This is a genomic window from Simplicispira piscis, assembly GCF_054783455.1.
Window position 1 is genome coordinate 16,131 of record NZ_BAAGQN010000020.1, and the last position, 12,938, is coordinate 29,068.

General features: G+C 63.8%; 13 protein-coding genes and 1 pseudogene. 9 read left to right on the forward strand and 5 right to left on the reverse strand.

From position 1 onward, the window contains the following. Positions 1-178 precede the first annotated feature (178 nt). Positions 179-2,437, reverse strand: coding sequence for a TonB-dependent receptor (locus tag ACYVOC_RS15520; RefSeq protein WP_461162382.1), 2,259 nt, complete (start codon positions 2,435-2,437; stop codon positions 179-181). Between the two features lie 94 nt (positions 2,438-2,531). Further along, positions 2,532-2,972: a hypothetical protein gene (locus tag ACYVOC_RS15525; protein WP_461162383.1), complete on the reverse strand. Its 441-nt coding sequence runs from the start codon at positions 2,970-2,972 to the stop codon at positions 2,532-2,534. A gap of 81 nt (positions 2,973-3,053) precedes the next feature. On the opposite strand from ACYVOC_RS15525, the gene ACYVOC_RS15530 reads away from it, so the two are divergent. The 8 genes from ACYVOC_RS15530 (at position 3,054) to ACYVOC_RS15565 (ending at position 10,525) form a co-directional block, all read left to right on the forward strand. Next, positions 3,054-3,785: an HAD family hydrolase gene (locus ACYVOC_RS15530; protein ID WP_116003218.1), complete on the forward strand. Its 732-nt coding sequence runs from the start codon at positions 3,054-3,056 to the stop codon at positions 3,783-3,785. Positions 3,786-3,792: 7 nt separating this feature from the next. Next, positions 3,793-4,656: a DUF2189 domain-containing protein gene (locus tag ACYVOC_RS15535; RefSeq protein ID WP_461162384.1), complete on the forward strand. Its 864-nt coding sequence runs from the start codon at positions 3,793-3,795 to the stop codon at positions 4,654-4,656. Continuing rightward, the gene (locus ACYVOC_RS15540) at positions 4,653-4,868 is read left to right on the forward strand and encodes a DUF2788 domain-containing protein (RefSeq protein WP_116003220.1); all 216 of its coding nucleotides are present in this window, start codon (positions 4,653-4,655) and stop codon (positions 4,866-4,868) included. The genes ACYVOC_RS15535 and ACYVOC_RS15540 overlap by 4 nt, the downstream gene beginning before the upstream one ends. A gap of 34 nt (positions 4,869-4,902) precedes the next feature. After that, on the forward strand, positions 4,903-5,562 hold the full coding sequence (locus ACYVOC_RS15545; protein WP_461162385.1) for a glutathione S-transferase family protein: 660 nt from the start codon (positions 4,903-4,905) through the stop codon (positions 5,560-5,562). Positions 5,563-5,729: 167 nt separating this feature from the next. Further along, positions 5,730-7,139, forward strand: coding sequence for an efflux transporter outer membrane subunit (locus tag ACYVOC_RS15550; RefSeq protein WP_461162386.1), 1,410 nt, complete (start codon positions 5,730-5,732; stop codon positions 7,137-7,139). 61 nt (positions 7,140-7,200) lie between these two features. After that, on the forward strand, positions 7,201-8,550 hold the full coding sequence (locus ACYVOC_RS15555) for an efflux RND transporter periplasmic adaptor subunit (protein WP_461162387.1): 1,350 nt from the start codon (positions 7,201-7,203) through the stop codon (positions 8,548-8,550). Beyond that, positions 8,547-9,323, forward strand: coding sequence for an ABC transporter ATP-binding protein (locus ACYVOC_RS15560; protein WP_461162388.1), 777 nt, complete (start codon positions 8,547-8,549; stop codon positions 9,321-9,323). The genes ACYVOC_RS15555 and ACYVOC_RS15560 overlap by 4 nt, the downstream gene beginning before the upstream one ends. Beyond that, the gene (locus tag ACYVOC_RS15565; protein ID WP_116003223.1) at positions 9,323-10,525 is read left to right on the forward strand and encodes an ABC transporter permease; all 1,203 of its coding nucleotides are present in this window, start codon (positions 9,323-9,325) and stop codon (positions 10,523-10,525) included. The genes ACYVOC_RS15560 and ACYVOC_RS15565 overlap by 1 nt, the downstream gene beginning before the upstream one ends. Before the next feature lie 164 nt (positions 10,526-10,689). On the opposite strand, the pseudogene ACYVOC_RS15570 reads toward ACYVOC_RS15565, so the two are convergent. From ACYVOC_RS15570 to ACYVOC_RS15580, 3 genes and pseudogenes are all read right to left on the reverse strand, one after another. Next, positions 10,690-10,988 (reverse strand): annotated as a pseudogene (locus tag ACYVOC_RS15570) (DUF1010 domain-containing protein). Positions 10,989-11,068: 80 nt separating this feature from the next. Beyond that, positions 11,069-11,605 (reverse strand): DUF2867 domain-containing protein, encoded by a 537-nt coding sequence (locus tag ACYVOC_RS15575; RefSeq protein ID WP_461162389.1) that lies wholly within the window; start codon positions 11,603-11,605, stop codon positions 11,069-11,071. A 351-nt stretch (positions 11,606-11,956) separates the two neighbouring features. Next, on the reverse strand, positions 11,957-12,412 hold the full coding sequence (locus ACYVOC_RS15580; protein ID WP_461162390.1) for a hypothetical protein: 456 nt from the start codon (positions 12,410-12,412) through the stop codon (positions 11,957-11,959). 54 nt (positions 12,413-12,466) lie between these two features. On the opposite strand from ACYVOC_RS15580, the gene ACYVOC_RS15585 reads away from it, so the two are divergent. After that, complete coding sequence (locus tag ACYVOC_RS15585) at positions 12,467-12,802, forward strand: hypothetical protein (RefSeq protein ID WP_461162391.1); 336 nt, start codon at positions 12,467-12,469, stop codon at positions 12,800-12,802. Positions 12,803-12,938: the final 136 nt, after the last annotated feature.

Sequence of the window (12,938 nt, forward strand, 5' to 3'; positions counted from 1 at the left end):
GCATGGCACCCTGGCCAGGCAGAGGGCCTTTGTTGAAGCGACGCAATTCCATGGGGGGCTGTAATGGTCTTTCAACATAAAAAAAGCACCTGGCGCTTGATTGGAAAGCGCGAGGTGCTATGAATATTGGAGTAACTTGGCGGCGGTCAAGGGCCCCGCCGCCTTGGCCCTTGGTGCGTTAGAACTTCACGGTCACGCCCACGTTGAACGAACGGCCCATGCCGGGCACACGCACGCCCCATGGCACGGCGGTGCCTGCCATGGTTTGGCCCTGGCCCACATAGGCGCCGCCCTGGGGGTGGTTGTAGAAGCGGTCGAACAGGTTGTCGATGCCGAAGTCCAGGCGCACCTGCTTCCATTCGTAGCTGCCGCGCAGGTTGACCAGGCCGTATCCGGCCGTGGGCAGCTCGTTGCGCACGGCGGAGACGCGGGTCTTGGCGGTGACCATGACCAGTTCGGCGGTCCCCGTCCAGGCGCCCAGGCGCTGGCTAAGGGCAGCGCGCGCATTGAGCGGCATGGTGCCGTAGAGCTTGTCGCCGGTGGTGCGGTTGGTGCCGTGCACATAGCTGACCACGCCGCTCAGTGCGAACTGGCCCCAGTTCGCCGTGCGGCCCAGGTCGGTAAAGCCCGAGAGATCAAAACCGTGCAGGCGTGCGTCCTGGTTGGCAAACTGCAGGTAGACAAAACCGGTCGTGGCCGTCTGGTTGGCGGGTGTGCATGCCGACATGGCCCCGCTGCCGCTGCAGCGCCGCGCGTCGATGTAATTGTTCACATAGGTCAGGTAGGGGGTGAACTTCACTCCCCACTGCTCGCCTGTGGCGTCGTGCCAGTCGGCGGTGGCGCTCAAGGTGTTGGCGGTTTCAGGTTTGAGGTCCATGTTGCCCACATAGCCATTGCCATCGCCCGCCAGGTTGATCATGCGCATGGCCATGCCGCCGGTGGACCAGGTGTAGCGCTCGTACAGGTTGGGCGAGCGTGTCTTGTGCGCAAAGCCGAACTCGTAACTGGCGTTGGCGCTGGGGGTGTAGCGCGCCAGGGCGGTCATATCGACGTTGCTGTCGCTGCGTTTGCGGTCACGGGCGTTGAAGGCGTTGGCCTCCATGTTGTAGTTGGCGTTGTAGCCCTGCACGGCGCCGCTGTTGCTGCGCACATGGCTGCCGCGCAGGCCGATTTGCGAGAGCCATTGCGGGGTCCAGCGGGCTTCCCATTCGCCATACACATCCGCGCGGTCGCGCTGGCCCTCGCGGATGTTCCAGAACGTGTTGGGCGCCATGCCGCCGCCGGACGGCAGCCACCAGTCGTCCAGGCGGTAGTTTTGCAGCTCGGCGCCCACGCGCAGGGTGTCACGCGCAGACAGGGCGATGTCGCCCTTGACCTGCAGGCCCGTGGTCTTGCCTTCGGTGTCCATGGGCATGCCGGGTACGTTGCCGGCGGGGCCGTACCAAAATTGCTTGTCCTCGCCAAAGTTCATGCTGTGGCGGGTTTTCTCGTGGTAAGCCCGTGCCTGGAGCTGGCCCCAGGCGTATTGGCCCTGGTAGCGCAGGTTGAACTGGTGGCTGTCGTTGCCGGTCATGTCCATGCGCTGGTTGGGGTAGTTCTGGTAGGGGATGTCCTGCAGGCCCAGGCGCATCTCGACCAGGTGTTCGTCGCTGCGCAGTGCATAGGCTAGCGAATGGTTGCGGGTCTTGTAGCTCGACGATCCCACCTCGTCACCGCCCAGCCACTGCGTGGGCTTGTTGCTGGCGGCGGGGCCTGCCGCCTTGAAGTCGCGCGCGGCCTTGTAGTTGTCGGATTGGGCGGTGGAGCCGTCGTAGCGCAGGCCCATTTGTTCGGTGGCGTAGGTGGCCGAGAGGTTGGCGCCCATGCCGTTGCCGTTGCTGCGGTAGAAGGTGCCTGCCTGTCCCTTGAGCAGACGGCCCTGGCCGGGCGCAGCAAATTCGGGGGCGGGGGAGTCAACCTGGATGGTGGCGCCAATGCTGTCGCCGCCGACGCTCACCGGGGTGACGCCGGCAAACAGGCGCACGCTGCCCACGCGCGTGGGGTCGATGTACGACAGCGGCGGGTTCATGTGGTTGCCGCAGGACGAGACCAGGTCCATGCCATCCACCTGGATGCGCAGGCGGTCGTCGGACAGGCCGTGCACGCTGGGCAGGCTGGAGACGCCACCGGCGCCAAACAGGCTCACACCGGGCAGGTTGCGCAGCAGGCTGGCGGTGTCGCTGCTGGAGGCCCGGCCCGATTGCAGGGCCTCGGCATCGGCCGCTGCGGCGCCCACGGGCTGTACGGCGGCCTTGGGTGCCTTGACGGTAATGGTTTGCAGTGCGGCATCTTGTGCCAGGGCGGCGAAGGGCAGGGCAGCGAGCAGGGCGCACAGGGGGCGCAGGGACAGGGTGGGCGCACGGCCGTGGTGGGCGCGGGTACAGATGTGGGAGGTCATGGCAATGGAGCAAAAAGAGGGGGCGGGCCCAGGCCCAGGCGGCTATGCCCGCGGCTGGAGGGCCGCGGGCAAACCAAGTGAGTAAGACAGCAGTTCAGGCCGCCGGAGGGGCCTGCGCTGGCGGTCGCACATTGCTGTGCCGCAGCGCCCGTGGGGTCGCGGATGTGAAACGGGAGCCGTAATTCGCCAGCAGGGGCGGTGGCTCTTGCACGACAGGGTTGCTACCCGCCGTGAAACTGGCGGCGGCCACGCTGCACACCGGGCAGCCCAGGGTGCCGCCCATGGTGTGGTCTGAGGGGAGGCTGCCGGGCAACTCACCGGCCATGGTTTGCGCGCTGCAGACGTCGCCCAGCATGAACTGCTCGGAGAGCATTTGCGCCATGTGCCCGGCGCTGACCTGCCCCATCCAGAGCTGGGCAAACAGCGCCACCATGGACAAAACCATGGACAGCTGTAGCTTGCGGGAGCGAGGGGCGCGGAACGTCACGGCGAAATTATCGAGGTAACGATCGGTGTTTTTCTTGTCGAGTGTCAAGGGCCATCCATTGCGATGGGCCGACCGTGCGGCATCCTGCGCCCTGCAAGGGCTTGTGCCGTGGGGTATTCTTGTTTCACCATGTCTTGTAACCCCCTCGATCTCTCCCGCATCCGTGCCATTACGCTGGATCTGGACGACACCTTGTGGCCCATCTGGCCCACGATCGCGCGTGCCGAGTCGGTCCTGCAATCCTGGTTGGCCGAGCATGCGCCCGCCACCCATGCGCTGTATGCCATGCCCGGGGCGCTGCGCGCCATTCGCAACCGCATGGAACAGTTGCGCCCCGATCTGCGGCACGACCTGAGCGCGCTGCGCCGCGAGTCCATCCGTATGGCGCTCACGCAGGCGGGCGATGATCCTGCGCTGGCCGAGCCTGCGTTCGAAGTGTTTTTTGATGAGCGCCAGCGCGTAGATTTGTTCGAGGATGCGTTGCCCGCACTCGAATACCTCAGCAGCCGCTGGCCCGTGGTCGCGCTGTCCAACGGCAATGCCGACCTGCAGCGGGTGGGTCTGGGGCGCTATTTTCATGCGGCCATCAGCGCGCGCGAGGTCGGTGCCGCCAAGCCCGATGCGCGCATCTTTCACCATGGGGCCCAGGCGGCGGGGGTGTCTGCGGCCCAGGTCCTGCACATCGGCGATGATGCCCATCTCGACGGTCTGGGCGCCTTGCGTGCAGGCATGCAGACCGTGTGGCTCAACCGCGAAGGTGCAGACTGGCCGCACCCGGGCCCAAAGCCCCATGCCGTGGTGGCCAGCCTGCATGCGCTCGTCCCGCTGCTGGCCCCTGTCCCCGTCACCTCTTCCCTTTGATTGCGTTATGCCCAAACCCTCCGCTGTGCTGCCCCAGGTGCGTTCCGTTGCCTTCACCCAGCCATTGACCTGGCTGGTGCTGGGCTGGCGCGACATGTTGCACTCGGGCGCTGCCAGCCTGGTGCATGGGCTGGTGCTGGCGGTGCTGGGCATGCTGATCGCTGTGGTGGCCCATGACCGCTTTTGGCTGCTGGCCGGGGCAATGTCGGGTTTTCTGGTGGTGGCGCCCGTGCTGGCTACCAGCTTTTATGTGCTGAGCCGGACGCTGGAGCGCGGCGAACCCGCTGGCTTGGCCGTGGTGGTGCGCACCTGGCTGTTCTGGCAGAACAGCCACCGCAGCAAGTGGGGCAACGATTACTGGTGCCTTGTGCAGTTTGGCGCCCTGCTGGCGCTGGCGGGCACGGGCTGGGTGCTCGTGTCGTCCGCGCTCATCACGCTGCTGGCACCGGTGCCCATACTCAGCCCCATCGATTTCATCACGCATGTGGTGCTGGCGCCGGACAACACACTTTTCGTACTCTGGCTGGCGCTGGGCAGCCTGCTGGCAGCGCCCATTTTTGCCTCCAGTGTGGTGGCCATGCCGCTGCTGCTCGACCGCCGTGTGGGCCTGTGGCAGGCCGTGCTTACGAGCTGGCAGACTGTGCTGGCCAACCCGGCCACGATGGCCCTGTGGACGGCCTTGATCCTGGCGCTGACCTTGTTCGGTATGGCGCCCATGATGCTGGGCCTGGCCGTGGTCATGCCTGTACTGGGCCATGCCAGCTGGCACGCGTACCGCGATCTGGTGGATGTCTCCAGCCTGCCGCTGCGCGAGCCAGGCGTATGGCCCCCAGAGGCGGATGCGAAGCAACGCAACGGAGCAGCATCGTGATTTTTGGCTATACCGAGGCGCAGATCGCGGGATTTTTTCTCACCTACGGGGTGGGGGCGTTCATCCTGTTCATGGTTTTCATCATCGGACACCTGGCCTGGGAGTCCAAGGCAGGCCGCTTTGGCACGTTTGTGATTTTCCTGGGCCTGGGCGTGGGTTTCCTGGGTTTTTTGGCCAAGTATGTGATCCAGTGGTGGCTGGAAAAACGATGACTGGTGCCGCCACGTATCAAAGGAGCCCGGTTCCATGCCTTTGACGATTTACGGTATTGCCGCATCCCGCGCCGTGCGCCCGCTGTGGGTGGCCGCCGAGCTGGGCCTGGCGTTTGACCTTGTAGAAACCCCTTACCAGGGCGGCGCCACGCGCACGCCCGCCTTTCTGGCGCTCAATCCCAATGGCCGCATTCCGGTGCTGGTGGACCACCGGCCCGAGGGCGAGGTCGTGGTGTGGGAAAGCATGGCCTGCGCCCTGTACCTGGCGCGGCACCATGGCAAGGGCGATGGCAGCGACCTTGCACCGGCCACGCCGCGCGAAGACGCGCAGGCGCTGCGCTGGAGTTTCTGGTCGGTGACCGAAGTGGAAAAAGACGCCTTGACCGTGCTGATGCACCGCGTGGCCATGCCGCCCGAGCAGCGCAAGAGCGACTTGGCCGAGGCCGCTGAAAAACGCCTGCGTGTGCCGCTGCGGGTGCTCGAGCAGCACCTGGCGCAGCAAAGCGAGCAGGGCCAGCCTTTTCTAGCGGCCGGTCGGTTTACCGTGGCCGACCTGTGCGTGGCCAGCGTGCTGGGCTGGGCGCGGCCTGCGCGCGCGTTGATGGATGCCTTTCCAGTCACCCGGGAGTGGCTGGCGCGCTGCCTGGAGCGACCCGCCCACCACGCCCTGCGGGCACAGGCACGCAAACACTGACACTGGGGCCCAAAGGCCGGCCATCGAACCTGTGAATGGACCTGTTTGCGGTGGCGAAGGTCTTTACACAGACTTCACCTGCGTGCAGCCAGCACGACAAGACGCCCCGGCACAATGCTTTCATGTGGTGTGCCCTACGGGTGTTTTTTGATTGTTCTTCCAAGGCCATGAATTTTTCCTACCGTTATTTCCGTGAGCCGATGGCTGCGGCCGGCCTGGCTGCCGTACTGGCCGTACTGGCGGGATGCGCGTCCACGGTGCCGCCTGGTACGGCGCTGCCCACGCCGCCTGTTCCCGCTGCGTGGTCCGCGTCCGACACCCGAACCGCACCCGCTGCTGCTGCCACCTCCCTGGCCCAGTGGTGGGAACGTTTTGGTGACCCGCAGATGACGGACCTGGTTGCGCAGGCATTGCAGGCCCATACCAGTGTGCGAAGCGCGCAGGCCGCCTTGCAGCAAGCGCGGGCGCAGGCGCAGGTGCAGCAGGCGGGCCTGCTGCCCAGCGTGAATGCTTCGGGCTCGGCGCAGCGCAGCCGCTCGGGGGGTAGCACGGGCAATAGTTTTCAGCTGGGTTTTGATGCAGCCTGGGAGCCTGATGTGTTTGGGCGCCAGCACGCGGGCGTCGATGCCAGCGAGGCCGACGCCCGTGCCGCGCAAGCCAGCCTGGAGCAGGTGCAGGTGTCGTTGGCGGCCGAAGTGGCCCTCAACTACATCACCCTGCGGGGCCAGCAAGAGCGGCTGTCCATTGCGCGGCGCAACCTGGCCAGCCAAAGTGAGACCCTGCAAATGACCGACTGGCGCGTGCAGGCCGGCTTGACCACATCGCTGGTGTCTGAGCAGGCCCGCGCCGCCGCAGAGCAGACTGCGGCGCAGATTCCGCAGCTCGAAGCCAGCCTGGCGCAAAGCCGCCACGCGCTGGCGGTGCTGACCGGCAGGGCGCCAGGCGCCCTCGATGCGCTGCTTGCCAGCCAGCGCCCCGTGCCCCAGCCATCCGACGATCTGGTGCTGGCTATTCCCGCGGAAACGCTGCGCCAGCGGCCGGATGTACGCCAGGCCGAAGAGCGCATCGCTGCTGCGCTGGCGCGTGTTGCGCAGGCGGATGCCGCGCGCTACCCCAGCTTTCGCATCAGTGGCTCTTTGGGCCTGCGGGCACTGACCTTGGGGGCAATGGGCGATGGCGCCTCTGTGGCCCAGGCCTTGTTGGCCGGTATTTCGGTGCCCCTGTTCGATGGAGGTGCCGCCCGCGCACAGGTGCGTGTGCAGGAGGCGGCGCTGGAGCAGGCCCGTGTGGGCTACGAAGCCACGGTGCTGACCGCCCTCCAGGACGTGGAAGACGCGCTGGTCGCCCTGCGCGGCGAGCGCGCACGCCTGGTGCGCCTGCAGGCCGCCGCCGATGCGGCTGGCAATGCCGCGCTCCTGGCGCAGAACCGCTACGAAAGTGGTTTGATCGACTTCCAGGCGGTGCTGGACACCCAGCGCACTCTGCTCTCCACGCAGGACAGCGTGGCCACTTCCATCGCCAATGCGGGGGCCGACCATGTGCGTCTGTACAAGGCGCTGGGGGGCGGCTGGCAGTGACTTTTACTGTAATGCAGCGCAGCGTGCACGGGCTGTGCGTGACCTCTTTGATATTCATGCCATGACCACATCCAACAAAAACACCGACAACCCTTCCAGCAGTGCAGTCGCCGATTTGCAGGCCTTGCTGGGCGACAAGCTGGCGCGCCGCTGGTGGCAGCGCCCCGCGCTGTGGCTGGCACTGGTTTGCGCCGCACTGCTGGCCGGCGGGCTGTATTACTGGCAGATGCAAAAGCGCAGCAAGGCGGCGCCGACCTATGTGACCGCAGAGGTGCGGCGCGGCAATCTCACCCTCACGGTGTCGGCCAACGGCACGCTGCAGCCCACCCGCTCGGTGAACGTGGGTAGCGAGTTGTCGGGCACGGTGCGCAGCGTTCTGGTGGACGTGAATGACAAGATCAAAAAAGGCCAGGTCTTGGTGGAGCTGGACACGGCCAAGCTTTCGTCCCAGGTGCTGCGCTCGCGCGCCTCGCTCGCTTCGGCGCATGCCCGGCTGGCCCAATCGGGAGCGACGACGCGCGAGGCGCAGGCAAACCTGGCACGGCTGGAAGAAGTGGCCCGCTTGTCGGGCGGCAAGGTGCCATCGGCCGCCGAACTGGACACCGGCCGCGCCAATGTGGAGCGTGCGCGGGCTGACGAGACCAGCGCCCGTGCCAGCGTGGAGGACGCCAAGGCCGCGCTGTCCACCGATGAGACCAACCTGTCCAAGGCGTCCATCCGTTCGCCCATCGATGGCGTGGTGCTCACGCGCACCGTGGACCCCGGCAACGCGGTGGCCGCGTCGCTGCAGGCCGTCACCTTGTTCACCGTGGCCGAAGACCTGGCCCAGCTGCAATTGCAGGTGAATGTGGACGAAGCCGACGTGGGCGCCGTGCGCGAAGGACAGAAGGCCAGTTTTACGGTCAGCGCCTACCCGTCCCGCAAGTACCCGGCCACCATCACCCGCGTGGCCTATGGTTCGACCAAGACCGACAACGTGGTCACCTACATTGCCTGGTTGCAGGTGGACAACTCCGACCTCAGCCTGCGCCCCGGTATGACGGCCGCCGCCACCATCACCTCGACCGAGCGCAACGATGTGCTCATGGTGCCCAACACGGCGCTGCGCTTTGTCCCCGTGTCTGCGGCCGGGGCCGCCGCTGGGGCCCGTCCCGCCGCATCGTCTGGCGGCATCATGACGCAGTTGATGCCGCGCATGCCGCGCAGCGGTTCCCGCCGCCCGAGCGGCGGCGACAAGACCGATACGGCAGTGAAAACCCGCCAGATCTGGATACTCAAGGATGGATCGCCCGAGGCCGTGGATGTGACCACGGGCATCAGCGATGGCCGCATGACCGAAGTGGCCAGCGAACAGCTGGCGCCCGGCATGGCGGTCATTACGGACCAGCGCAGCGCGGGGGCGGCTCCATGAGCGAGCCCGGCATCACAACGCGCACCGCCGCTGGCGCGGCCGCGGATGTTCCCCTGATCCGCTTGCGGGGGGTGACCAAGGTGTACGGCGAAGGTGCGCTGGCGTTTGCGGCCCTCAAGGGCGTGGACCTGGACATTGCGCGTGGCGACTTCGTGGCCATCATGGGGCCGAGTGGCTCGGGCAAGTCCACCGCCATGAACACGCTGGGCTGCCTGGACCGGCCCACCGCGGGCGAATACCTGTTTCAGGGCGTGCGCGTGGAGTCGCTTTCGCGCGACGAGCGGGCGCGCCTGCGGCGGCGCTATTTCGGTTTTGTGTTCCAGGGGTTCAACCTGCTGGCACGCACCTCGGCGCAGGAAAACGTCGAACTACCCCTGCTGTACCGCGGCGAGTCGGCCCGCGCCCGCCATGCTGCAGCGGCGCGCGCTCTCGATGCGGTGGGCCTCAAAGGCTGGGAACACCATACGCCGGGCGAACTGTCGGGCGGGCAGCAACAGCGCGTGGCCATTGCCCGCGCCATCGTTACCGAACCGGCCGTGCTGCTGGCCGATGAGCCCACCGGCAACCTCGATACGCAGCGCAGCCACGAGATCATGGAATTGATCTGGAAGCTCAACTACGACCTGGGCATCACCGTGCTCATGGTGACCCACGAGACCGACATGGCGCAGTACGCCCGCCGCATCGTGCGCTTTGTGGATGGCGTGGTGGACAGCGACACCCTCAACCCGCACCCGGTAGACCTGCGCGCTGCGGCGCTGGAGGCGTCCTGATGTTGTTCAACACCTTGCTGCTGGCGCTGCGCTCCATTCGGCGCAACCTGATGCGCTCGTTTCTGACCATTCTGGGCATCGTGATTGGTGTGAGCGCCGTTATCACCATGGTCACGCTGGGCAATGGCGCCACCATGGCCGTGCAGAACCAGATCTCCGGTCTGGGCACCAATTTGCTGCAGGTGCGGCCCGGCCAGCGCATGGGGCCGGGCAGTGGCGGGGCGCCCGCCTTCAAGGATGTGGATGCCGATGCCATTGCCCAGCAGATCGGTGGCGTTCGCGCCGTGGCGCCCGAGGGGCGTACCGGCGCCACCGTGGTCGCCGGTGGACGCAACTGGACGTCCAGCGTCATTGGCAGCACCAACGCCTGGCTGCAGACGGGCAACTGGGTGGTCAGCCAGGGCCGTGAGTTCACCGATGACGAGCTGCGTGCCGGGGCGGCCGTGTGCCTGATCGGCGCAACCGTGCAGCGCGAGCTGTTTGGCACAAGCGACGCCTTGGGCCAGCAAGTGCGTGTGAAGGCGTTTTCGTGCGAAGTGGTGGGCGTGCTCGGCTCCAAAGGGCAGGGCGCTTTTGGCAATGACCAGGACGACCTGGTGCTGGTGCCGCTCAAGACCTTGCAGCGCCGCGTGACCGGCAGCACGCGGGTGCAGACCTTGCTGGTGTCCATGCAGGACGGCAGCGACCCCGACCGTGTGAAAGCCAGCCTGACCCAATTGCTGCGCGAGCGGCGCAAGCTGGCTGACGCAGACGAAGACAACTTCAACGTGCTTGACACCAAGCAGCTGGCCGACACGCTCTCAGGTACCACCAAGGTCATGACCATGCTGCTGGGCGCCGTGGCGGCCGTGAGCCTGCTGGTGGGCGGCATCGGCATCATGAACATCATGCTGGTGAGCGTGACCGAGCGCACACGCGAGATCGGGCTGCGCCTGGCCATTGGCGCGCTGGAACGCGAGGTGCTGCTGCAATTCCTGATCGAGGCCGTCGTGCTGGCCGCGCTGGGCGGGCTGCTGGGCATTGTGCTGGCCACGGGGGCATCGATCGTTCTATCGAAGGTCATGGGGGTGCCCTACCTGTTTAACCCGGGGGTGAATCTGCTGTCCTTCGTGTTCTCGGCGGGTATTGGCGTGCTGTTTGGTTACTTTCCGGCGCGGCGCGCGGCGCGCATGGACCCGATCGATGCCTTGCGGCATGAATGAAAAACCACCGCAGCACCGGTCTGCCTGGGGGCGCGCAGATTCAGGCGCAGTTGCAGGCCTTGCCTGTGCATGAGGACGGACCGGCTGCGGGCGCGCCCGCAATGCATCGAAGCTTGATCTGCGCACGCAGCTTTTTCGTCGTCCCTGATTGATTCATTTTCAAGTCAAGCCCAAGTGAGATGCTGACCTGATGAGCGCGAGGTCGAGCCGTTTGCGCAGCGCCAGCAACCACGTTGGCGATAGACCCGCGATCTGGCACAGGCGCAAGGCGCAAACTGCGAAAAAGCACTGTGCCACGGAGGTGGGCAATGCTTGCAAAATGATAGCTGGTAGCGCTTACTGAGCAAGCGCTAGAGGCCAAAAAAGCTTGAAACCAGCGCAGCGCTGCCAGGCAAAACCCGGAACACGGCAAAACACCCAGCGAATTAACGCTTGCGAAGGTGAATGCTGGTGAATAAAACAAGGCCTGAATACAGCGATTACTGAGCGGGCTAACGCCCGAACTAATCCGCGCCGCGAAGCGGCGTCGGCTTGGATGAATTGTTATGCCGCATGTGCCTTGCGCCCTATGCTTGTCAGCACTGCTGGCGTGATAAGCCGGTGCATAGGTTTGACAGGCAGCATGTAGATGCTGCCAAGCATGTTTTTGACATGGACAACGGTTGTGACAGTGATGGAAACCAGCTTTCCGTCCAGATGCTTCTTGCGGTGGATGCTGAGAACAACGTTCAGGTGTTTGTCTTCATCGCCGATCAGCGCCTCGTCGAAAGTGTTCTCGATGATCGTGAAGATGCCTACCCGCTCGCCCGGCTGATAGGCGGACGCTGGTTTGCCATTAACTACCTCAGACAATGTGCCAAGATCTTTAAGTCCTACGATCCGACCAATGCGGTTGCGAGCAGTCATGCACATATCAATCCAGCGAGGTGTCTGCTTGGCTGTGGCGATAAAGTGACCGAGTGCGGACAGGCTCGTGTCGCTTGATGTGACGCACCAAGAGTCATGAAAGCTGGCGCCCTCCAATAGTGAAGCAATGCGACTATTGGGTGGGACTGTAGATTCGAAAGGGCTGTTTTTCATGCGGCATAACGGCCAAGGTAAGCCGCCCGTTAGAAGGTTTCATTGTGGACGCTCAATCTTTGCCAAGGATGAATGGTGCATAAGCCAATATGCCAGCAGACCCAATACCCCAGTAGGAATGCATACCAGCGCCCAAACTAAAGGTGGAATATCAAGTGCGAGCACTTTTTGCCTTGAGGCATCCTTGAATGCAAAATATGCGGACGCAGTTGCAGGGATGAAATACCAGACAAATCCCCACAAAATAGTAGGGCCCCAGGAAAGTTAGAGAGTCGAACTTGTTGAGCTATCCATGATTTTCTAACTCTTGAGTTAAGCCGCGCCACGAAGTGGCGTCGGCTTGAAGAATTGTTAGGTGCCAACTCGGATAGCGGTACCCATTGACTCATCGTACTCCCAGAACTCAATGTCGCTGGGAACAAGATGCCCGTAAGTGCGCAGGTAATAAGCAGTGAGGCTTTCACCGGTACCACGACGCTGGTCTTTGAGGACGAACAATATCTTTCTGTACTCCGGAGGAGCAGCATAAAAATAGTACATAGCCTCGTTCCAGACCGTCAGCTTTGCACTAGGTACGTTGTGACCGGATGTCCAGCGATGGGATTTGCACTCCACCAAGATCTTCTGTTCGGAGCAACCCAAATCAAAAGCATGAGATTTCTTGGTGGCTCCGATGCCAACATAGACGTGGTGACATATTTGAAGGTCCACGCCCTGCAGTGCAAAGAATCGCTGAGCGATCAGCTCGAACTCGCGGCCAACATGAGTGTTGGAGATTGAACCTACGCGTTGGAATGGGCTGTCCACTGGCACCTAACTACTTAAATTTGGCCGCCCTGAGAGCGGTTGGCTGGAGACGGCATGGAATTACGAAATGAGCTGAAAAGGCGGATTCTGTACAAATATTCCGCTATTGCATCTTGGACATTGTTTGCCATCAAGTTCTGTTGTCTCGACGAGTGTTTGTTGAGCACACTGGGGACACATACGATGAGCAAATCGAGAGTCGATTTCGACTTGCGCAGCGCAAGCCAGACAGATGTTGGGCACATCGTTACCGACGCACAGCCGAAGTCTCTCGTCGGGATGGTGCGCGTACTTTTTCTCGTAATCCTCGTCAATGTAATAGGGGTTGCCATCGGACCAGGCGACGACTTCGAACGAACAGGAAGAGCAAAGGAACTGGGTAGCTATTGACATTGCGTTATTTTCTAATGGCCTAACGGCCAAGGTAAGCCGCCCGCCGTAGGCGGGTCGGCTTGAGTGATGGGATGGACTCCCCCGTCTTTTTGCGCAACATTTGCGTCCTGGTTTTCATTGGCGTGGAGATCAG